Source organism: Ancylobacter sp. GW821-FHT10E12, from assembly GCF_058809335.1.
Map to the genome: position 1 here is coordinate 76,055 of NZ_JBXASN010000017.1, position 21,722 is coordinate 97,776.

Consider the following 21,722-nt stretch of genomic DNA (forward strand, 5'->3'; position numbering starts at 1 on the left):
CTCGTGCAGCGCGACGCCCATGGTTTCTTTCGCAACGGGATGTAAATGAATCGCCGACAGCTGTTTCTCGGAGCGGCGCTCCTGCCCGCCATCGGCGTGGCCGGGGCGCCGCCGCTCTCGTTCCTCTCCACCGACGCCCAAGCGCAGGATGCCGCCGCGCCGGCGGGCAAGGCCGCTCCGCCGCCCGCTGGCGAGGCGACGCCCTTCGATGCCAATACGGTGCGCGAAGCCGCCCGGACGCTCGCCGCCAAGCCCTACAAGGCGCCGGACGCGACCTTGCCGGAGGGGCTGCAGAATCTCAGCTACGACAAGTATCGCGACATCCGCTTCAATGCCGACCGCGCGATCTGGCGCGGCCAGAACCTGCCCTATGAGATGCAGCTCCTGCATCGCGGCTTCCTGTTCAAGGAGCGGGTGGACCTGTATCTGGTCGCCGACGGCAAGGCGCAGAAGCTGGCCTATGACCGCGACTTCTTCCGCTTCGAGCACGGCCTCACCCCGCCCGACCCGAAAGTCGATCTCGGCTTTTCCGGCTTCCGCCTGCACGGGCCGCTGAACCGGCCGGATTATTTCGACGAGATCGCGGTGTTCCAGGGCGCCAGCTATTTCCGCGCGCTGGCCCGGAACCAGGTCTACGGCACCTCGGCGCGCGGCCTGTCGATCAAGACCGGCGACGCCGGCGGCGAGGAATTCCCCAGCTTCCGCGCCCACTGGATCGAGCAGCCGCGTTCGGGCGGCGATTCCATCGTCGTGCATTCGCTGATCGACAGCCCGAGCGCGGCGGCGGCTTTGCGCTTCACCATCCGGCCGGGCGACGCCACGGTGATGACGGTCGAGCTCGCGCTCTATCCGCGTGCGGACATCGACCAGGCCGGCATCGGTTCGCTGACCAGCATGTTCCTGTTCGGCCCCAATGACCGCGACAATATCGACGATTTCCGCCCGGCGGTGGGCGATGCGCAGGGGCTCGCCTTCATCAACGGCAATGGCGAGCGGGTCTGGCGGCCGCTCACCAACCCGAACCGGCTGCAGATGAGCGTGTTCGGCGACGCCAATATACGCGGCTTCGGGCTGATGCAGCGCCAGCGCTCCTTCTTCGACTACCAGGACCTGGAGGCGCGCTACGAGAAACGCCCCAGCGTCTGGATCGAGCCGATCGGCGACTGGGGCGAGGGCGCGGTGCAACTGGTCGAGATCCCGACCAAGGAAGAGGTGCACGACAATATCGTCACGTTCTGGCGGCCGAAGCAGCCGCTGCGCAAGGGCGGCGAATACACCTTCACCTATCGCCTGCACTGGACCTGGGAGAGCCCCGACCGCGATCCTATCGCCCGCTTCGGCGCCACCCGCGTCGGCGGCACCGCCGAGAAGCGGCTGTTCGTCGTCGACCTCGTCGGCGAGGGGGTGAAGGACGGCAAGACCGACGGCCTCGCCGCCAGGGTGAGCGCCGGCGAGGGCGCGATCTCCGACGTGGTGCTGCAGCCCAACCCGGATGTCGGCGGCATGCGGCTGTCCTTCGGCTTCGAGCCGGGCGGGGCGAACCTCTCGGAGCTGCGTGCCGTGGTCCAGCGCGGAGAGGAGCGGGTCAGCGAGACCTGGATCTATCGATGGACGCCCTGACGGTGGATCGCGCGGCCGGGAGGCCGCCCGGCGCGGCCGGTGCTCCGGTGACGGCTGGCTTCCTGCCGCCGCCGGCACCGCTGGACATGCCGGTGCAGTCGCTGCGGGCCAGGGGCGCGCGTGGGTTGGCGGGCGGGCTGCTGCTAGGCCGGCGCTTCCTCGTCTTCGGCGCCGCGGCGGTGCTGACCGCCTTCGCCGCCTACGAAATGTACAGGGTGCTGGAGGTCGGCGGGCTGACCTTGCTGGAAATGCTGGTTTTGGGCCTGTTCGTGGTGCTGTTCGCCTGGATCGGCCTCGCCTTCACCAGCGCGCTCGGCGGCGCCATCGCCCGGCTCGGGGGACCGGACCGCCGGCTCGGCATCTCCCCGGACGGGCCGCTGCCGGCGCTCGCCATCCGCACCGCGCTGCTGATGCCGACCTATAACGAGGCGCCGGAGCGGGTGTTCGCCGGGCTGCAGGCGATCCTCGAATCGCTGGAGGCGACCGGCCGCCTCGACCGTTTCGACCTGTTCGTACTCTCCGACACCACCGATGCCGATGTCTGGGTGGCGGAGGAGGCGGCCTTCCTCGCCCTGCGCGAGCGCACTGGCGGGGCGCGCATCTTCTACCGCCGCCGCGCCCGCAATATCGACCGTAAGGCCGGCAATATCGGCGAATGGGTCGCCCGCTTCGGCGGCGCCTACGAGGCGATGCTGGTGCTCGACGCCGACAGCGTGATGACCGGCGAGTGCATCGTCCGCCTCGCCGCCGGGCTGGAAGCCAATGAGCGCGCGGGCCTCATCCAGACGCTGCCGATGATCGTCGGCGGGCGCAGCCTGTTCGCGCGGATGCAGCAATTCGCCGGACGGCTCTACGGGCCGCTGATCGCCGAGGGGCTGGCCTGGTGGTCGGGTTCCGAGAGCAATTACTGGGGCCATAATGCCATCATCCGCACCCGCGCCTTCGCCTCCTGCGCCGGGCTGCCGCATCTGAAGGGCCGCAAGCCGTTCGGCGGCCATATCCTCAGCCACGACTTCGTCGAGGCGGCGCTGATCCGCCGCGGCGGCTGGGGCGTGCATATGGCCCCGAGGCTGGAGGGCAGCTACGAGGAGGGCCCGCCCTCGCTCACCGACCTCGCCATACGCGACCGGCGCTGGTGCCAGGGCAATCTCCAGCACGCGGCGGTGCTGCCCGCGCGCGGGCTGCACCCGGTCAGCCGGCTGCACCTGCTCACCGGCATCGGCTCCTACGTCACCGCGCCGCTCTGGCTGATCATGCTGATCGCCGGCCTGCTCACCGCCCTGCAGGCGCGCTTCGTGCCGCCGGACTATTTTCCCGCGCAGTTCTCGCTGTTCCCCGCCTGGCCGGCGCAGGACCCGGTGCGCGCCGCCTGGGTGTTCGTCGGCACCATGGCGGTGCTGCTGGCGCCGAAGCTGATCGCCTATGGCCTGATGCTGTTCGACGGCCCCGCCCGGCGGGCCTTCGGCGGCGGTATCCGCACCTTTCTCGGCGTGCTGGCGGAGACGCTGATCGGCGGCCTCGCCGCGCCGGTGATGATGGTGGCGCAATCCTCCGCCGTGGCCAGCATCCTCGCCGGCCGCGACGGCGGCTGGCAGCCGCAGCGGCGCGGCGACGGGCGAGTGCCGTTGCGCGAGACGCTGGTCTACTACGCCCCGCATACGCTGCTGGGCCTGATCTTCGGCGCCGCCGCCTTCGCCATCGCCTGGCCGCTGTTCTTCTGGATGGCGCCGGTGATCCTCGGGCTGGTGCTGGCGGTGCCGATCGTTTCGTGGACGGCGCGCGAGGGCGCCGGCCGTGCCTTTGCCCGCGCCGGGCTGCTGGTGACGTCCGAGGAGCGGGAGCCGCCGCCGGTGCTCGCCCGCGCGGTGGCGCTGCGGGCGGAGTGGGGGGTGCAAGCCGTCGGCGAGGCGGTCGCCCGGCTCGCCGCCGATGCCGGGCTCGAGGCCGCGCATCGCGCCATGCTGCCGGAGGCGGGGGAGCGCGCGCGCGGCGACCATGCGCCGGAGCGGCTGATCGCCCGCGCCAAGGCCGCCGATGCCGACACGCTCGCGAGCGCCCTCAAGATGTTGACGCCGCGCGAAAAGGCGGCGGCGCTCGGCGACCGCGCGGCGCTCGACCGGCTGCTGGCGCTGGCGCGCGGCTGATCAGCGGGCGCGGATGCGCTCGGAAAAGTCCGGCGCGTTGCCGGCCGCCTGGCCGAGCGGGGTGATCACCGCCCGGCGTTCGACCTCGGCGAGCGGGGCGTCGGTGGCGATGAGCCCGTGCTCGTAGAGATAGCCGGGGAGATAGCCGGAGAGCAGGATCCGCCAGTCGCGCGGGATGTCGGGCTCGAGCAGCCGGACCAGGCGGAAGATCACCGTGGTGCAGTTGGTGGTGACGGTCTGGTACCATTGCGGCTGGCGGGCCAGTTCGTTGCCGAGCTCGGCGAAGGAGACGAACAGTTCCCGCCGGCGCTCCGGCGACAGTTCGAGCGGGAACAGCGACACCGTCTCGCGGCGCTCGTTGGTGCGCAGGCGCACGATGTCGCGCTCGTCGGCGGCGATCAGCACCAGCTCGAATTCCCTGAAGAAACCGCCGATCTCGGAGAATTCCTCGCCCTTCTCGCGCCGGATCTCGGCGGAGAACACCACGCGCTGGCCATCGGCGAAGGAGAAGCCGACCAGCGTATGGGCGACGGCCGGGTTGTCCCAGACCGAGGAGAACAGATCGACGCCGGTGATCCGGTCGAGCCGGTAGCGGCGGTCCTCCCAGCGCTCGGTCGCCTCGCTCGCCGACGTCCAGTCGAAATCGCGCACGTCGTGCAGCGTCACCTCGTCGCCGTCGAAGGTCCCGGTGACGCCGCGCGCGACGTCCGGCGCCCATTCGCGGTCGTTCGACGGCAGGGTGGTCGACCACCACAGGGCGAGCAGGCCGCTGCCCGCGAGCACGACCAGCCATCCGGCGCCGGGGCGGCCGCGACAGGCGAGGGCGAGTGCCGCCAGCACGGCCGCCGCCAGCGCCGCGAAGGCGAGCGCGCGCGCCGCCCCCTCGGCCTGGAACCACAGCGCGAGCACCGCCACCGGCGTGCCGGCGAGCAGCACGAGGACCAGCAGGACCGTCGGGACGAGGCGGGCGGGGGATGAAGCGCGGGGCGGCACGGGCAACCTCGGATGTGGGGTCCCGACTGTGCCCGGCGCCGGGCGGCTTGTCGTCCCGCGACCGCGGCCCGTCCACTTTATTCGCGTGCGCCCAATGGGGCCCATACGGATGAAGTGCGGCCCGGTCCGCCCTATATTCACCGCGAGCGTCGCCGCGCGCGTTGCCGAAGGGCCTTCGAGAGGGCTTGCAAGAGGGGCTTTGCCATGTCGATCCTGATGAACCTTGCCGTCGCCCGGCGTCGGCTCCTGATGCCGTTCGTCCTCCTCGCGCTGGCCGCCGGTCTCGCCGGCTGCGGGGTGAACACCATCCCGACCAACGAGGAGAAGGCCAAGGCGGCATGGAGCGACGTGCTCAACCAGTATCAGCGCCGGGCCGAACTGATCCCCAACCTCGTCGAGACGGTGAAGGGCTATGCGCAGCAGGAAAAGGACGTGCTGACGCAGGTGACGGAGGCGCGCGCCAACGCCACCTCGATCAAGGTCGATGCCTCCACCATCACCGATCCCGAGACATTCAAGAAATTCCAGGACGCGCAGGCGCAGCTCTCCGGCGCGCTCGGCCGGCTGATCGCGGTGTCGGAAGCCTATCCCGACCTCAAGTCGAACCAGAACTTCCTCGCCCTGCAGGCGCAGATCGAGGGCACCGAGAACCGCATCGCGGTGGCGCGGCGCGACTATATCGAGGCGGTGCGGGTCTATAATACCGAGCTGCGCACCTTCCCCGGGGTGCTGTGGGCCTCGACGCTCTATCGGTCCAGCAAGCCGATGGAGACCTTCACCATCTCCGAGGAGCAGATGAAGGTGCCGCAAGTGAAGTTCAACTAATGAAGTTCAACTGATGACGTTCAACTGAACGGCGCCCCTCCATGAACCGGCTCCGCATCGCGCTCGTCCTCGTGCTGCTGCTGGCGGCAGCGGCCGTCCTGCGCGCGGATTTCACCTTTCCGCCGCTGACCGGGCGGGTGGTGGATGCGGCGGGAATCCTCACCCCGGCGGCAAGGGCGGGGCTGGAGGCGAAGCTGGCGGCGCAGGAGGCGCGCACCAGCGACCAGTTCGTGGTGGCGACCGTGCCCTCGCTGGAAGGCACCTCGGTGGAGGATTACGCCAACCGGCTGTTCCGCGCCTGGAAGCTCGGCCAGAACGACAAGAACAACGGCGCGCTGCTGCTGGTGGCGCCGAACGACCGCAGGGTGCGCATCGAGGTCGGCTACGGGCTGGAGGGCGTGCTGCCGGACGCGGTGGCCTCGACCATCATCCAGACCGTGGTGGTGCCGGCCTTCCGTGCCGGGGACTTTGCCGGCGGCGTGGAAAAGGGCGCCGACGCGGTGATCGAGATCCTCAATCTCGACCCGGAAGAGGCCAGGGCCCGCGCCCGGCAGGCGGAGCAGCCGGCGATGACGCCGGAGGACTGGATCCCGCTGCTGATCTTCGCGGCGATGATCCTGTTCTGGATCTTCGTGTTCTACCGGCAGGTCCGCGGCGGCTATGTCGGGCGGCGAGGCGGGCGCGGGGCGGCGCTGCCGGGCGGCGTCGCCGGCTGGGAATGGTCGCGCGGACGCGGGTTCGGCGGAAGCTCGTCCGGCGGCGGCTGGTCGGGCGGCAGCGGGGGAGGCGGCTTTTCCGGCGGTGGCGGCTCGTCGGGCGGCGGCGGCGCCTCCGGTAGCTGGTGACGGGAGCTGGTGAGATGGCCAAGGCGGCGGGCGACATGTGGCTGACCGCGGACGACCATGCCGCCCTCGCCGAGGCGGTGCGCCGTGCCGAAGCCGGCACCAGTGGCGAGATCCGGCTGCTGGTTGTCACCGCGCCGCTGGTGCGGCATCCGTTCTTCGCGCTGATGTGGGCGGCGCTGATCGCGCTCGCCCTGCCCTGGCCGCTCGCCTTCCTCACCACGCTGGGGACGCCTGAGCTGCTGGCGGCGCAGGCCGCCGCCTTCGCGCTGATCGGCGGGCTGACGGTCTTCACGCCGCTCGGGCGGGTCCTGGTGCCGCGCGCGGCGGCGGAAGCGGCGGGGCGGGCGCAGGCGCTCGACCATTTCCTGGCGCTCGGCATGCACGGCACGCGCGGGCGCACCGGGGTGCTGATCCTGGTGGCGCCGGGCGACCGCGTCGTCGAGGTGGTGGCGGACGCGGCGATCCATTGCCGCGTCGGTCCCGATGCCTGGCGCGGCGTATGCTCGGCCGTGCTCGCCGGCGCCCGCGACGGGCGGCTCGCCGAGGGGCTCGCGGCCGGCGTCGAGCAGGCCGGACACCTGCTGAAGGCGCACGCGCCGGCCTCCGGGGACGACGTCAACGAATTGCCGGACCGCGTGCTGGTCATTTAGGCGCTGCCCGCCGCCTGGGCACGACGCGGCGCAGCAACCCGGATTCCGGCCACGCGCAAGGATAACGGCCGCATGAGCGCCACAATCTTGCTGCGTTGCATCTAAACGAAAGTTAGAATCTTTCGTTTTTAACCGAGTTGCGCGCGTTTATGGTTTCATATAGCGTCCATACGAACATAATAACGAAATCGCTCCTAAGGTAAGAGCGGTCGACCGGGAGGTTTCGTGTGAACGCGCGTGCGCTCGATGCGATCTATGATCTCGCCGTGATCGGCGGCGGGGTGAACGGCTGCGGCATCGCCCGCGACGCGGCGGGGCGGGGTGCCTCGGTCGTGCTGTTCGAGCAGGGCGACTTCGCCGGCGCGACCTCCTCCGCCTCCACCAAGCTGATCCATGGCGGCCTGCGCTATCTCGAGCATTACGAGTTCCGGCTGGTGCGCGAGGCGCTGATGGAGCGCGAGGTGCTGTGGGCGATGGCGCCGCACATCATCCGCCCGCTGCGCTTCGTGCTGCCGCATCATGACGGCCTGCGCCCGGCCTGGCTGCTGCGCCTCGGCCTGTTCCTCTACGACCATCTGGGCGGGCGCAGGCTGCTGCCGCCGACCCGGACGCTGGACCTGACCCGCGATCCGGCCGGCAAGCCGCTGCGCGCCGGCTTCACCCGCGGCTTCGAATATTCCGACTGCTGGGTCGAGGACTCGCGGCTCGTGGTGCTGAACGCCCTCGACGCCGCCGAGCGCGGCGCCGACATCCGCCCGCGCTGCCGGGTGGTCTCCGCCGAGCGCGCCGGCGACCACTGGCGCATCGAGGTCGACGAGGACGGACGGCGCGAGACGATTCGTGCCCGCGTCCTCGTCAATGCGGCGGGCCCCTGGGTGCACCAGGTGCTGGCGAAGGTGGTGGGCGTCAATTCGCCGGCCAATGTCCGCCTCGTCCAGGGCAGCCATATCGTGGTGCGCAAGCTCTACGACCACGACCGGGCCTATATCTTCCAGAACGCCGACGGGCGCATCGTCTTCGCCATTCCCTACGAGCGCGATTTCACGCTGATCGGCACCACCGACCGCGACTACAAGGGCGCCCCGCACGAGGTGAAGGCGAGCGAGGAGGAGATCGCCTATCTCTGCAGGGCGGCGAGCGAATATTTCAAGGCGCCGGTGACGCCGGACGACGTGGTGTGGACCTATTCCGGGGTGCGCCCGCTCTATGACGACGGCGCCTCCAAGGCGCAGGAAGCCACCCGCGACTACGTGCTGGAGCTGGAGGACGGCGAGGGCAACGGGGCGAGGCTGCCGCCGCTGCTCTCGGTGTTCGGCGGCAAGATCACCACCTATCGCCGTCTCGCCGAGCACGCGCTGGAAAAGCTGAAGGCCTACCTGCCGGCCGCCGCCAGGCCGTCCTGGACCCGCGGCGCGCCGCTGCCGGGCGGCGATTTCGGCGTTGCCGACCAGCCGCGCGTCGTCGCCCAGCTGCGCCGCGCCCACCCGTGGCTCGACGAGGCGCTCGCTCGCCGGCTGGTCATCGCCTATGGCACCCGCGCCCTGCGCCTGCTCGACGGCGCGCGCAGCGCCGCCGATCTCGGCCGTGTGTTCGGCGCCGACCTCACCGAAGCGGAGGTGCGCTACCTGATGCGCGAGGAATGGGCGCGCAGCGCCGCCGACATATTGTGGCGCCGTTCCAAGCTCGGCCTGCGCTTCAGCCCCGACCAGGTCGCCGCCCTCGACGCCTACATGACCGCCGATGCCGCCGCGCGGCCGGCTATCGCCCTTTCGCGGGGGGCCGCGCAATGACGCTGGAACTCGCAGGCGTGCGGCGCGAGGTCCGGGGCCTCGTCCATATAAGGGACGTCTCGCTGCTTCTGGAGCGCGGCAGCCTCAACGTGCTGCTCGGCGCCACGCTGGCCGGCAAGACCAGCCTGATGCGGCTGATGGCCGGCCTCGACGCGCCGAGCGCGGGCCGGGTGATCGCCGACGGGCGCGACGTCACCGGCCTGCCGGTGAAGAAGCGCAGCGTCGCCATGGTCTACCAGCAGTTCATCAACTACCCGGCGCTCAGCGTCTACGAGAACATCGCCTCGCCGCTGCGCGTCGCCGGCCTGCCGAGGACGGAGATCGAGGCGCGGGTCGCCGAGGCGGCGCGGCTGCTCAAGCTGGAGCCCTATCTGCAGCGTACGCCGCTGGCGCTGTCGGGCGGCCAGCAGCAGCGCTGCGCCATCGCCCGCGCGCTGGTGAAGCGCGCCGATCTGGTGCTGCTCGACGAGCCGCTGGCCAATCTCGACTACAAGCTGCGCGAGGAACTGCGCGAGGAATTGCCGCGCATCTTCGCCTCCACCGGCGCGGTGTTCGTCTATGCCACCACCGAGCCGACCGAGGCGCTGCTTCTCGGTGGCAACACCGCGACGCTGATGGAAGGCGCGGTGACCCAGTTCGGGCCGACGGCGCAGGTCTATCGTCATCCCGCCGACCTCGCCACCGCCCGCGTGTTCTCCGACCCGCCGCTCAACACGCTGCGCGTCACCAAGAACGGCGGCACGGTGCGGCTGGAGAGCGGCATGAGCGTGCCGGCCACCGGCGCCTTCGCCACCGTGCCGGACGGCGCCTATACGATGGGGGTGCGGGCGCATCACCTCGAGGTCGAGGACCGCACCTATGACGAGACGTCCGGCCATGACGGCGGCCGGCCGGGCGGGCTGATCCGCCTCGCCGCCACCGTCGCGGTGACCGAGGTCACCGGCTCGGAGAGCTTCCTGCACATGGATGTCCTCGCCGATGGCCGGGGTGCCGAACGGCTGACCGCGCTGGTGCCCGGCGTGCGGCGGCTGGAGCCGGAGGCGCCGGTCGAGGTGCGGATCGATCCGCGTCACATCCTGCTGTTCGACGCCGCCGGCCGCAGCGCCGGGCGCGTGCTCGACGCGGCGGCCTAGGGAGGGAGCGATGGCCAGCATCACACTCGACGGTCTCGCCCACGCCTACCGGCCGGATCCGCGCGGTCCGCAGGACTACGCGCTGAAGGAGATCAACCATGTCTGGCGGCAGGGCGGCGCCTATGCGCTGCTCGGGCCTTCCGGCTGCGGCAAGACCACGCTTCTCAACATCATTTCCGGCCTCGTGGTGCCGACGCGCGGGCGCATCCTGTTCGACGGGCGCGACGTGACCCGGCTGCCGACCGAGGCGCGCAACATCGCGCAGGTGTTCCAGTTCCCTGTCGTCTACGACACCATGACGGTGCGCGAGAACCTCGCCTTCCCGCTGAAGAACCGGCATCTGCCGCGCGAGACGATCGCCAGGCGGGTGGAGGAGATCGCCGCCCGGCTCGACATGACGAAGGTGCTCGACCGCAAGGCGTCGAACCTTACCGCCGACGCCAAGCAGAAGATCTCGCTCGGGCGCGGGCTGGTGCGGGCCGACGTCGCCGCCATCCTGTTCGACGAGCCGCTCACCGTCATCGACCCGCATCTGAAATGGCAGCTGCGCTCGACGCTGAAGGAGCTGCACCGCTCGCTCGACCTGACCATGATCTATGTGACGCACGACCAGACCGAGGCGCTGACCTTCGCCGACACGGTGGTGGTGATGCATGACGGCGCGGTGGTGCAGACCGGCACGCCGGAGGAGCTGTTCGAGCGGCCGGCGCACACGTTTGTCGGCCATTTCATCGGCTCGCCGGGCATGAACGTGCTGCCGGCGCAGGTCGAGGGGCGCATGGCGCATGTCGGCGAGGTCGCCATCGATCTGGTCCGCGCCTATCCGGCGCTGCCGGCCGGCGAGCGCATCGAGCTCGGCGTGCGGCCGGAATTCGCCACGCTGGCCCGCGCCGGCAGCGGGCTGCCGGTGAAGCTGAAGCGCATCGACGATATCGGCCGCGCCCGCATCGCCCGCATCGAGATCTCCGGCCATCCCGCCGCCGCCATGATGCCGGAGGGGCTCGCCCTCGACGGCGATGTCGCCGGGCTGCGGCTCGATCCGCGCCAGATCCACATCTATGCCGGCGGCGTGCTGGTGCCCGGCGAGGGAGGCGCGTGATGAGCATGTCATCGTTCACGTCATTCCCGTTCCTTACCCCTCCCCGAGGGGGAGGGGCCGGATGGCGACGCCATCCGGGTGAGGGGCCTGCGTGGCGGATCGCCTCTGCTGCGTCTCACCACGGCCGTCCCCCTCACCCCACCCCTCTCCCCGTCGGGGAGAGGGAGCAGAAAGCGGGGGCGTTCTGATGGACAAGCCGATCAACAACCGTGCCTGGTGGCTGGTGGCGCCGGTTTTCCTCATCGTCGCCTTCTCGGCCATCCTGCCGATCATGACGGTGGTGAACTATTCGGTTCAGGACACGTTCGGCAACAACCAGTTCTTCTGGAACGGGCTCGGCTGGTTCCAGGAGTTGCTCGACCCGACCACCGAGCTCGGCGGCCGCTTCTTCGACGCGCTGTGGCGCAACCTGATGTTCTCCGCCATCATCCTCGCCATCGAGGTGCCGCTCGGCATCCTGGTCGCGCTGTCCATGCCGCGCGACGGCTGGAAGGTCGCCGCCACGCTGGTGGTGATGGCGCTGCCGCTGCTGATCCCGTGGAACGTGGTCGGCACCATCTGGCAGGTCTTCGCACGCGCCGATATCGGCCTGCTCGGCTACGGGCTGAATGCGCTCGGCATCGACTACAATTACACCGGCGATTCCCTCTCCGCCTGGATCACCATCGTGGTGATGGATGTGTGGCACTGGACCAGCCTCGTCGCGCTGCTGTGCTATGCCGGGCTGAAGTCGATCCCGGACGCCTATTACCAGGCGGCGCGCATCGACGGCGCCTCGCGCTGGGCGGTGTTCACCACCATCCAGCTGCCGAAGATGAAGCGGGTGCTGCTGATCGCGGTGCTGCTGCGCTTCATGGACAGCTTCATGATCTATACCGAGCCCTTCGTGCTCACCGGCGGCGGGCCGGGCAACGCCACCACCTTCCTGTCCATCGACCTCGTCAAGCTGGCGCTGGGCCAGTTCGACCTCGGCAAGGCGGCGGCGATGTCGCTGGTCTACAACCTCATCGTGCTGGCACTGTGCTGGGTCTTCTACACCGTGATGACCCATACCGGGGCCGAGCGTACCGAGCGGGAGAGCGTGGCATGAACCAGAACACGCGCGGCGGCGCCCTGGTGATGGCGCTGTATCTCATTTTCCTGATCCTGCCGATCTACTGGCTCGTGAACATGAGCCTGAAGACCAATTTCGAGATCAACACCACGGTCACGCTGTGGCCGCGCGACCTGACCTTCGATCACTACATCAAGATCTTCACCGACAGCTCGTGGTATTCGGGCTACATCAACTCGCTGACCTATGTGGTGCTGAACACCATCATCTCGATCAGCCTCGCGCTGCCGGCGGCCTACGCCTTCTCGCGCTATACCTTCGTCGGCGACAAGCACCTGTTCTTCTGGCTGCTGTCGAACCGGATGGCGCCGCCGGCGGTGTTCGCGCTGCCCTTCTTCAATCTCTATTCGGCGATCGGCCTGTTCGACACTCCCTGGGCGGTGGCGCTGGCGCATTGCCTGTTCAACGTGCCGCTGGCGGTGTGGATCCTCGAAGGCTTCATGTCCGGCGTGCCGCGCGAGATCGACGAGACCGCGGCGATCGACGGCTATTCCTTCCCGCGATTCTTCGTGAAGATCTTCATGCCGCTGATCGCCTCCGGCATCGGCGTGGCGGCGTTCTTCTGCTTCATGTTCTCGTGGGTGGAGCTCCTGCTCGCGCGCACGCTGACCGCCACCAACGCCAAGCCGATCGCCGTGACCATGACCCGCACCGTCTCGGCGGCCGGCATGGACTGGGGCCTGCTCGCCGCCGCCGGCGTGCTCACCATCATCCCCGGCGCCTTGGTCATCTGGTTCGTGCGCAACTACATCGCCAAGGGCTTCGCCCTCGGGCGGGTGTGACGGGGAGGCTGTGATGGACGATCTCTCGACCCGCCTGTCCGAAAACCTCGCCTGGATGGCGTGGACCTGGCAGACCGGCCTGTTCTTCGCCGTCATCGCCAGCCTGCTCGCCGTCTTCACCGTGCTGGCGCTGTGGAAGCCGGAGCGTGCCCGCGTCGGCGTGCTGCGCATCCCCACCACGCGCGGCGACCGGCTGTTCATCACGCTGCTCGGCAGCGCCTTCATCAATCTCGCCTGGCTCGGCCTGGTGGGACCCGATCTCGGCTGGGCGCTCGCGCTCTGCCTTGTCTACGCACTGGCGGTGTTCCGCCTCGTGTGAATTCGCCTGAAGCGGCGGCAGGCCGCAGGGCTCTGGGAAGGAAACGGGAGGACAGACCCATGTTGCAGTCAACGAGTCGAAAGCGGCTCCTTCTGGCCGCGAGCGCCGTGGCGCTGATCGCGCTGGCGACGCCGGTGCGCGCCGACGAGGCGGCCGCCAAAAAGTGGATCGACGCTGAGTTCCAGCCCTCGACGCTGTCGAAGGACGACCAGCTGAAGGAGATGCAGTGGTTCATCAAGGCGGCGGAGCCGTTCAAGGGGATGGAGATCAACGTCGTCTCCGAGACCATCACCACGCATGAATATGAATCCAAGGTGCTGGCCAAGGCATTCTCGGAGATCACCGGGATCAAGCTCACCCACGACCTCATCCAGGAGGGCGACGTGGTGGAGAAGATCCAGACGCAGATGCAGTCCGGCAAGAACATCTACGATGGCTGGGTGAACGACTCGGACCTGATCGGCACGCATTTCCGCTACAAGCAGGCGGTGCCGCTGACCGACTGGATGGAAGGCGAGGGCAAGGACGTCACCTCGCCGACGCTGGACCTGTCGGATTTCATCGGGCTCTCCTTCACCACCGCGCCGGACAAGAAGCTCTACCAGCTGCCCGACCAGCAATTCGCCAACCTGTACTGGTTCCGCTACGACTGGTTCACCAACCCGGACTACAAGGCCAAGTTCAAGGCCAAGTACGGCTACGAGCTCGGCGTGCCGGTGAACTGGTCGGCCTATGAGGACATTGCCGAGTTCTTCTCCAAGGACATCGGCACCATCGACGGCACCAAGGTCTATGGCAACATGGACTACGGCAAGAAGGACCCCTCGCTCGGCTGGCGCTTCACCGACGCCTGGCTGTCCATGGCCGGCAACGGCGACAGGGGGCTGCCGAACGGGCTGCCGGTCGACGAATGGGGCATCCGCATGGAAGGCTGCCGCCCGGTCGGCTCCTCGGTGGAGCGCGGCGGCGACACCAACGGACCGGCGGCGGTCTACTCGATCGTCAAATATATCGATTGGCTGAAGAAATACACGCCGCCGCAGGCGCTCGGCATGACCTTCTCCGAGGCCGGGCCGGTGCCGGCGCAGGGCAATATCGCCCAGCAGATGTTCTGGTACACCGCCTTCACCGCCGACATGGTGAAGCCCGGCCTGCCGGTGATGAATGCCGACGGCACGCCGAAATGGCGCATGGCCCCCTCGCCGAAGGGCGCCTACTGGAAGGACGGCATGAAGCTCGGCTATCAGGATGTGGGCTCCTGGACGCTGCTGAAGTCGACCCCGGTGGACCGCCGCAAGGCGGCCTGGCTCTATGCGCAGTTCGTGACCTCGAAGACGGTGTCGCTGAAGAAGAGCCATGTCGGCCTGACCTTCATCCGCGAGAGCGACATCTGGGACAAGTCGATGACCGAGCGGGCGCCCAAGCTCGGCGGCCTGGTCGAGTTCTATCGCTCGCCGGCCCGCGTGCAATGGTCGCCGACCGGCTCGAACGTGCCGGACTACCCGAAGCTGGCGCAGCTGTGGTGGCAGAATATCGGTGACGCCTCGTCGGGGGCCAAGACCCCGCAGGCGGCGATGGACGCACTTGCGGCGGCGCAGGACTCGGTGATGGAGCGTCTCGAGCGCTCCGGCGTGCAGGGCGATTGCGGCCCGAAGCTGAACGCCAAGCACCCGATGGAGTACTGGGTGGAGCAGGCGAAGAAGAACGGCACGCTCGCCCCGCAGCCCAAGCTCGCCAACGAGAAGCCGCAGGGCGAGACCATCGACTATGACGCGCTGATCAAGTCCTGGCCGGCGACCCCGCCCAAGAAGACCACGAACTGAACGGCCCTGAACTGAACGGCCCTCGGCTGAGGCCGACAGCGAAGACCACGTCCCGGAGGCGCCCGCGCCGTCCGGGACGTTCCTTTCCCGCCTGTCGTCGTGCCGGCCGAAGGTGAGGCCGCCAAGCCGGCACCGTCTGTCCAGATGAGCCTCCCCCGTTCCCGGACGCGGCCGCGCCGCGCTTCGGGGCGACGCCTGTCCGCGGAGTGCACCGTGACGACCTATATCCTCGCCATCGACCAGGGCACCACGTCCTCGCGCGCCATCCTGTTCCGCCCCGACACCAGCATCGCGGCGCAGGCGCAGCAGGAATTCCCGCAGCATTTCCCCGCCTCCGGCTGGGTCGAGCACGAAGCCGGCGACCTCTGGCGCACGACGCTCGCCACCTGCCGCGACGCGATGGAGAAGGCCGGCGCGCGCGCCGCCGACATCGCCGCGATCGGCATCACCAACCAGCGCGAAACCACGGTTGTATGGGATCGCAAGACCGGCGCCGCCATCTATCGCGCCATCGTCTGGCAGGACCGCCGCACCGCCGAGTTCTGCGCCCGCCTGAAGGCGGAGGGGCACGAGCCGATGGTGAGCGAGCGCACCGGGCTGATCCTCGACCCCTATTTCTCCGGCACCAAGATCGGCTGGATCCTCGATTCGGTGCCGGGCGCGCGGGCGCGGGCCGAGCGCGGCGAGCTCGCCTTCGGCACGGTGGACTCGTGGCTGCTCTGGCACCTGACCGGCGGCGCCGTCCATGCCACCGACGCTACCAATGCCGCTCGCACGCTGCTGTTCAACATCCATACCGGCGCATGGGACGACGACCTCCTGGCGCTGCTGCGGGTGCCGCGCTCGATGCTGCCGGAGGTGAAGGATTCCTCCGCCGATTTCGGCACCGCGCGGCCGGAGCTGCTCGGCGGGCCGATCCGCATCGCCGGCATTGCCGGCGACCAGCAGGCGGCCACCGTCGGCCAGGCCTGCTTCCAGCCCGGCATGATCAAGTCGACCTACGGCACCGGCTGCTTCGCGCTGCTCAATACCGGCACGACGGCGGTGACCTCGGCCAACAAGCTGCTCACCACCGTCGCCTACCAGCTCGACGGCAAGCGCACCTATGCGCTGGAGGGCTCGATCTTCGTCGCCGGCGCGGCGGTGCAATGGCTGCGCGACGGGCTCGGCATCATCAAGACCTCGGCGGAAAGCGAAGCCTTGGCCGACGCCGCCGATCCGGCGCAGCAGGTCTATCTGGTGCCGGCCTTCGTCGGGCTCGGCGCGCCGCACTGGAACCCGGATGTGCGCGGCGCGATGTTCGGGCTGACCCGCGCGACCTCCCGCGCCGAGATCGCCCTCGCGGCGCTGGAGAGCGTCTGCTACCAGACCGCCGACCTGCTCGACGCCATGCGCGCCGACTGGGCGCAGGCCGGCGGCAATGCCGCCAGGCGCGCCACGGTGCTGCGCGTCGACGGGGGCATGGTGGCGTCGAATTTCGCCATGCAGCGGCTGTCCGACCTGCTGTCGGCGCCGGTCGACCGGCCGGTGGTGAAGGAGACCACGGCGCTGGGGGCGGCCTATCTCGCCGGACTGAAGGCGGGGGTGTTCCCGGCGCCGGGACGCTTCGCCGATTCATGGCGGCTGGAGCGGCGCTTCACCCCGTCGATGGAGCCGGCGACGCGGGAGACGAAGCTCGCCGGCTGGCGTGACGCGGTGCGCCGCCTCACCATGCCGTGACGGGCAACTCCCCCGCCTTTCCCTCTCCCCATTGGGGAGAGGTGGCCCGCCCACGGGTCTCGCCTATGGCGAGCCCGAGGACAGGCTCCGCGGGTCGGTGAGGGGTTGCGCGGTTGGGAACCCGGAAAGTCCCCTCACCCCAGCCCTCTCCCCGACGGGGAGAGGGGGCTATCCGGCTTGGTGCAGGCGCTCAGCGCCCGCCGACCTGCCCGGCTTCCCAGCCGAGAATGGCGCGCTTGCGGGTGAGGCCCCAGTGATAGCCGGTGAGGTCGCCGCTCTTGCCGAGCACGCGATGGCACGGCACCACGAAGGACATCGGGTTCTTGCCCACCGCCGCGCCGATGGCGCGGGCGGCCTTCGGCTTGTCGATATGGCCGGCAATGGCGGAATAGGTGGTGGCGCGACCCATGGGGATTCGCATCAGCGTCTCCCACACCCGCACCTCGAAATCGGTGCCGATGAAGACGATGCGCAGCGGATCGTCCGGGCTCCAGGCGTTCTGGTTGAAGATGCGGGCCGCATAGGGCGCGGTCGCCAGCGGATCCTCGACATAGAGCGCGTTCGGCCAGCGCCGGCGCATGTCGGCCAGCGCCTCGTCCTCGCTGCCCTCGTCGGCGAAGGCGAGGCCGCACAGGCCGCGCGGCGTCACCATGGCGAGTGCCCGGCCGAACGGCGAGGGGTGGAAGCCCCAGCGGATGACGAGGCCGGCGGCGCCGCTCTTCCACTCGCCGGGCGAGAGCGATTCATGCACCACGAACAGGTCGTGCAGCCGTCCCGGCCCGGACAGGCCGAGCTCATAGGCGGCGTCGAGCACATTGTTGGATTCGGCCAGCACCTGCCGGGCGGCGTCAAGCGTCACCGCCTGCAGGAAGGCCTTGGGGCTCAGGCCGCACCAGCGGCGGAACAGGTCGGTCAGCGCGCGGGGCGTGACGCCGGCGGCGCGGGCGATCTCCTCCACCTCCGGCTGGTCGCGGAAGCGGCGGTTCACGAACTCGACGGCGCGGCGGACGGTCTCATAGTCGGCGGCGGCGATTTCGAGCGGGCGGGCATTCTCCAATGTGGGTGCGAGCACGGCGGTCTCCTCCTGTTGCACCCATCCGACCACGTCCGTCACCAGGGGGCCACCCGATTTCGACATGGGGTCGTTCACGGCGCGCGCCGTCACGGGTCGGAGCGCACGACGCCGCGCCTGGCGTGCGCCAGCGCGAGGCCGAGTCCCTCGGCGAGTTCCTCGCGCTGCTGCGTATGCAGGAAGCCGCCGACCACCACCGGGGTGCCGCGCGAATGCAGCGTCAGCCGCTGCAGGCCGAAATCCTCGTGGGTTTCCTTGTGCAGCCGCGTCCAGAGCGGGTTCATCCGCGCCTCGTCCGCCGCCCCGCGCGGATCGATCTTGCGCACCCGCACCAGGCTCGGCGTCACGGTGATCTCCTCGCGGGCGCGGGCGGAGCGGAAGCTCAGGCGGAAGGCGACATAGATGGCGAGCACGTCGAGGCCGAACACGCCGAATACCGGCCAGGCGCCCATCATGAGAAAGGCGGTGCCGCACACCGCGCTCACCCCGGCGACGATGAGCATGACGACCCTGAAGCCGCGCGCGTCGAGCGAGCGATAGGGCGCGAGGTCGGCCCGGTAGAGGGTCGGCTCGTCGCCCGGATCGTCCGTTGTGGCGAAGGCGCTATTGGCAGAGCTCATGACCCGGCATTATAGGTCGCAAATGGCCGAAAACGACAAGAATTCGCCGCCGAAACCATCGCGCGCCGGGCGGCCGCGCAAGAACGGTGCACCGGCGCCCATCACCGCCCCGCCCGCCGCCGATCCTCCCGCCGCCGCCCCGCCCGCCCGGCGCCGCGCGGTGGCGAATGCCGCCGCAATGCTGACCGGACGGCAGATGACGCCCTGGACCCCCGCCGAGGTGGAGGAGGCCTTCGCCCGCTTCGCGGCGGCCGATCCCGAGCCGAAGGGCGAGCTCGATTATTCCGACCCCTTCACGCTGCTCGTTGCGGTGGTGCTGTCGGCGCAGGCGACCGATGTCGGGGTGAACAAGGCGACGCGCGGCCTGTTCGCCGCCGCCCCGACGCCGCAGGCGATGGTGGCCCTGGGCGAGGAGGGCGTGGCCGGCCATATCCGCACGCTCGGCCTCTATCGCGGCAAGGCGAAGAATGTCGTCGGGCTCTCCCGCCGGCTGGTCGAGGAATTCGGCGGCCGGGTGCCGGACGACCGCGCGGTGCTGGAGACGCTGCCCGGCGTCGGGCGCAAGACCGCGAATGTCGTGCTCAACATCGCCTTCGGCCATCCGACCATCGCCGTGGACACCCACCTGTTCCGCGTCGCCAACCGCACCGGGCTCGCCGCCGGCAACACGCCGCTGGAGGTGGAGCTCGGGCTGGAGCGCGTCATCCCCGAGCGCTTCAAGCTGCACGCGCATCACTGGCTGATCCTGCACGGGCGCTATGTGTGCAAGGCGCGCGTGCCGGAATGCGGGCGCTGCCTGATCGAGGACCTGTGCCGCTGGCCGACTAAGACGTCCGAGGAAGCGGCTGCGACCGCCGGGTAAGGCGCTTGTGCAGCCGCACCATGAAGATGGTGGCGAAGACCGGCGTGACGAGATTGAGGATGGGCACCGACACCACCGCCGCGACGACGAGGCCGGCAAGGAAGATGCTGACGGCGTGACGCCGCCGCAGCGCCGCCGCCTCTTCCTCGGTGCGGAAGCGCATGGCGGCGAGCTGGAAATATTCGCGGCCGAGCAGGTAGCCATTGGCGATGTAGAACACCACGAGATTGACGCCCGGCACCAGCAGCAGCGCCAGCGCGACGAGATTGACGATCACCATCACGCCGAAGAATTTCAGCGTCATCGCCAGCGAGCGGGCGAAGGGCAGCGCCTGCCCCGGCGGATCGGCGGGGAAGTCGCCGATCTCCACCAGCTCGGCGACCTCGTCGAGGAACAGGCCGGCGACCAGCGAGGTCACCGGCGGCACCAGGAAGATCGCGCCGATGAGGATGCCGAGCGCGGCGAGGATATCCAGCGTCAGCTCGGCCCAGCCCCATTGCAGCGTCACGAAATGCGTGAGCGCGGCCTGCGCGCCGACGCCCAGCGCCGCCACCAGGGCGAGGGCGATGAGGATGGCGCGGATCAGCACCCGGCGGTAGCGCGGGGAAAACGTGCGCCCGAAGGCGGCGAAGGCATCCTGAAGCATGGTCTCTCGCGACGGTGGAGGGCCTCCCTAGGTAATGCTCCGACTCGCCGGGTTCAAACCGCGCCGGCGAGATAGGCTGCGGCGGCACGGTGATTTTCCACTTGCGCGATGTTCAATTCCGATTCGAGTCGTGATTCGTTCTTTTCGAACAAACCATGATTCCCACGGATGCTCGCCCGTGCGTTCCGGGTCGTTGCCGCCCGTGCTAGCGTGGGTGCCGATGCCGGAACCGATGACCCATGATCTCATGACCCGATCCCCATCCCTCTCGCGCCGCTTCTTCCTCGCCGGACTGTCGGCGACGGCGCTCGCCGCGCCGGCGCTGGCTCAGAGCGCCGGCGACGTCGATGTCGCCATCGTCGGTGCCGGTGCGGCCGGCATCGCCGCGGCGCGCCGGCTCGCCGCCGCCAACCGCTCCTATGTGCTGCTGGAGGCTGGCGCGCGGGTCGGGGGACGGGCGCGCAGCGAGACCGCGTTCGGGCAGGTATTCGACCTCGGTGCGGCGCGTTTTTCGCGCGGCGACGGGACGCTTGCCGACGCCGCCGAGGCGGCCGGCCTGCCGCTCGCCGCGGTGCCGGCATCCGTGCGGCTCTATGTCGAGGGGCACGAGGCGGCGGAGGGCGGCTATGACGCCTTCGCCCTCGCCCTCGGGCGGTTGAGGCGCGACGTGCTGGCCGCCGCCGATGCCGGCAAGGACGGGCCGGCCGGGTCGCTCGTCGCCAGCCGCGGGCCGTGGACGGCGACGGTTGAGGCGATGCTGGGTCCGCTCGGCTGCGGGAAGCCGCTCTCGGCGGTGTCGACGCTGGACCTGGCGCGCCGCGCGCCGGGCCCCGACGACGTGACCTGCCCGCTCGGCGTCGGCACCATGCTGGAGCGGCTCGGCGCCTGGCTGAACCTGCGCAGCAATGCGGCGGTGACGCAGATCACCAATGCCGGCCGGTTCTACACGCTGGCCATTCGCGGCCAGAGCGGCGTGGTGCGGGCGCGCACGGTCATCCTCGCGGTGCCGGCGTCGGTGCTGGCCTCGGGCTCCATCCGCTTCAATCCGGTGCTGCCGGCGCGGATCGCCCTGGCGCTGCGCGGTTGCCCCGCCGGGGCGATGGAGCAGGTCGCCTTCATGCTGCCGGGCAATCCGCTGCGCCTCGGCGACGACGAGACGGTGCTGGCGCAGGCGGGGGAGGGACCGTCCGCCCTGCTGCGCGGGCGGATCGGCGGCAGCGATCTTCACATGCTGCGCTTCGGCGGCGCGCCGGCGCTCGCCATCGCGGAAAAGGGCGAGGCGGCGGCGAGGGAGCTTGCCCGCACCTTCATGCACACGGCTTTCGGTATCGCGGTCTCCGGCATCGACAAGGTTTCGCTATCGGGATGGACGGCCGATCCGCTGATCCGCGGCGCGATGGCCGTGGCGGCGCCCGGACAGGGCGTCCAGCGCCGGCTATTCGCCGAGCCGCTGGGCCGCATCATCTTCGCCGGCGAGTACACCACGCCCGCCGGCTGGGGCACGCTGACCGGTGCGTGGACGTCCGGCGAGGTGGCGGCCGAGCGCGCCATCCGCCTCGCGGGCGGCCCGGCCTGAGCCGGGGCGTGATGCCGGAGCGACCCTCCCGCATCGGGAGGGGAAGGGAAGACTGTCATCCCGGACGGCCCGCAGGCCGCGGCCGGGATG

The 21,722-nt window shown here is 69.9% G+C and carries 19 protein-coding genes; 15 read left to right on the top strand and 4 right to left on the bottom strand.

Annotated elements, in window-relative coordinates:
* The first annotated feature begins 45 nt into the window (after positions 1-45).
* Together AC1RU4_RS20880 and mdoH are read left to right on the top strand one after the other, a co-directional pair.
* Positions 46-1,620 (top strand): OpgD/OpgG family glucan biosynthesis protein, encoded by a 1,575-nt coding sequence (locus AC1RU4_RS20880; RefSeq protein ID WP_492893063.1) that lies wholly within the window; start codon positions 46-48, stop codon positions 1,618-1,620.
* Entirely contained in the window at positions 1,608-3,764 is a 2,157-nt protein-coding gene (gene mdoH, locus AC1RU4_RS20885) for a glucans biosynthesis glucosyltransferase MdoH (RefSeq protein ID WP_492893064.1), read from the top strand. Before AC1RU4_RS20880 ends, mdoH begins: the two co-directional genes overlap by 13 nt.
* On the opposite strand, the gene AC1RU4_RS20890 is transcribed toward mdoH, so the two are convergent.
* Positions 3,765-4,757 carry an Lnb N-terminal periplasmic domain-containing protein gene (locus AC1RU4_RS20890; protein ID WP_492893065.1) on the bottom strand — a complete coding sequence of 331 codons (993 nt, stop codon included), beginning with the start codon at positions 4,755-4,757 and terminating at the stop codon, positions 3,765-3,767. It lies immediately after the preceding gene.
* 216 nt (positions 4,758-4,973) lie between these two features.
* Between AC1RU4_RS20890 and AC1RU4_RS20895 the strand changes: the two genes are divergently transcribed.
* From AC1RU4_RS20895 to glpK, 11 genes are all read left to right on the top strand, one after another.
* Positions 4,974-5,582 carry a LemA family protein gene (locus AC1RU4_RS20895; RefSeq protein ID WP_492893120.1) on the top strand — a complete coding sequence of 203 codons (609 nt, stop codon included), beginning with the start codon at positions 4,974-4,976 and terminating at the stop codon, positions 5,580-5,582.
* A gap of 41 nt (positions 5,583-5,623) precedes the next feature.
* A complete protein-coding gene (locus tag AC1RU4_RS20900; protein WP_492893066.1) occupies positions 5,624-6,427 on the top strand; it encodes a TPM domain-containing protein in 804 nt (267 codons plus the stop codon).
* Between the two features lie 14 nt (positions 6,428-6,441).
* Positions 6,442-7,077 carry a TPM domain-containing protein gene (locus AC1RU4_RS20905; protein WP_492893067.1) on the top strand — a complete coding sequence of 212 codons (636 nt, stop codon included), beginning with the start codon at positions 6,442-6,444 and terminating at the stop codon, positions 7,075-7,077.
* A gap of 227 nt (positions 7,078-7,304) precedes the next feature.
* The gene (gene glpD / locus AC1RU4_RS20910; RefSeq protein ID WP_492893068.1) at positions 7,305-8,867 is read left to right on the top strand and encodes a glycerol-3-phosphate dehydrogenase; all 1,563 of its coding nucleotides are present in this window, start codon (positions 7,305-7,307) and stop codon (positions 8,865-8,867) included.
* Positions 8,864-10,000 (top strand): ABC transporter ATP-binding protein, encoded by a 1,137-nt coding sequence (locus AC1RU4_RS20915; RefSeq protein ID WP_492893069.1) that lies wholly within the window; start codon positions 8,864-8,866, stop codon positions 9,998-10,000. Before glpD ends, AC1RU4_RS20915 begins: the two co-directional genes overlap by 4 nt.
* A gap of 10 nt (positions 10,001-10,010) precedes the next feature.
* Positions 10,011-11,099 (top strand): ABC transporter ATP-binding protein, encoded by a 1,089-nt coding sequence (locus AC1RU4_RS20920; RefSeq protein WP_492893070.1) that lies wholly within the window; start codon positions 10,011-10,013, stop codon positions 11,097-11,099.
* 187 nt (positions 11,100-11,286) lie between these two features.
* Positions 11,287-12,189 (top strand): carbohydrate ABC transporter permease, encoded by a 903-nt coding sequence (locus tag AC1RU4_RS20925; RefSeq protein WP_492893071.1) that lies wholly within the window; start codon positions 11,287-11,289, stop codon positions 12,187-12,189.
* The gene (locus AC1RU4_RS20930) at positions 12,186-12,995 is read left to right on the top strand and encodes a carbohydrate ABC transporter permease (RefSeq protein WP_492893072.1); all 810 of its coding nucleotides are present in this window, start codon (positions 12,186-12,188) and stop codon (positions 12,993-12,995) included. Before AC1RU4_RS20925 ends, AC1RU4_RS20930 begins: the two co-directional genes overlap by 4 nt.
* Positions 12,996-13,008: 13 nt before the next feature.
* Positions 13,009-13,314 (top strand): DUF2160 domain-containing protein, encoded by a 306-nt coding sequence (locus tag AC1RU4_RS20935; protein WP_492893073.1) that lies wholly within the window; start codon positions 13,009-13,011, stop codon positions 13,312-13,314.
* 59 nt (positions 13,315-13,373) lie between these two features.
* Complete coding sequence (locus tag AC1RU4_RS20940; protein WP_492893074.1) at positions 13,374-15,137, top strand: ABC transporter substrate-binding protein; 1,764 nt, start codon at positions 13,374-13,376, stop codon at positions 15,135-15,137.
* A 213-nt stretch (positions 15,138-15,350) separates the two neighbouring features.
* Complete coding sequence (gene glpK / locus AC1RU4_RS20945; RefSeq protein WP_492893075.1) at positions 15,351-16,856, top strand: glycerol kinase GlpK; 1,506 nt, start codon at positions 15,351-15,353, stop codon at positions 16,854-16,856.
* A 190-nt stretch (positions 16,857-17,046) separates the two neighbouring features.
* Here the strand turns inward: glpK and AC1RU4_RS20950 are convergent, their stop codons facing one another.
* Together AC1RU4_RS20950 and AC1RU4_RS20955 are read right to left on the bottom strand one after the other, a co-directional pair.
* A complete protein-coding gene (locus AC1RU4_RS20950) occupies positions 17,047-17,928 on the bottom strand; it encodes a methylated-DNA--[protein]-cysteine S-methyltransferase (protein WP_492893121.1) in 882 nt (293 codons plus the stop codon).
* Between the two features lie 89 nt (positions 17,929-18,017).
* Positions 18,018-18,548, bottom strand: coding sequence for a DUF2244 domain-containing protein (locus AC1RU4_RS20955; RefSeq protein ID WP_492893076.1), 531 nt, complete (start codon positions 18,546-18,548; stop codon positions 18,018-18,020).
* Between the two features lie 22 nt (positions 18,549-18,570).
* On the opposite strand from AC1RU4_RS20955, the gene nth reads away from it, so the two are divergent.
* Positions 18,571-19,410 carry an endonuclease III gene (nth, locus tag AC1RU4_RS20960; protein WP_492893077.1) on the top strand — a complete coding sequence of 280 codons (840 nt, stop codon included), beginning with the start codon at positions 18,571-18,573 and terminating at the stop codon, positions 19,408-19,410.
* On the opposite strand, the gene AC1RU4_RS20965 is transcribed toward nth, so the two are convergent.
* Complete coding sequence (locus AC1RU4_RS20965; protein WP_492893078.1) at positions 19,373-20,056, bottom strand: sulfate transporter family protein; 684 nt, start codon at positions 20,054-20,056, stop codon at positions 19,373-19,375. The genes nth and AC1RU4_RS20965 overlap by 38 nt on opposite strands.
* 232 nt (positions 20,057-20,288) lie before the next feature.
* Between AC1RU4_RS20965 and AC1RU4_RS20970 the strand changes: the two genes are divergently transcribed.
* Entirely contained in the window at positions 20,289-21,632 is a 1,344-nt protein-coding gene (locus AC1RU4_RS20970; RefSeq protein WP_492893079.1) for a flavin monoamine oxidase family protein, read from the top strand.
* Positions 21,633-21,722: the final 90 nt, after the last annotated feature.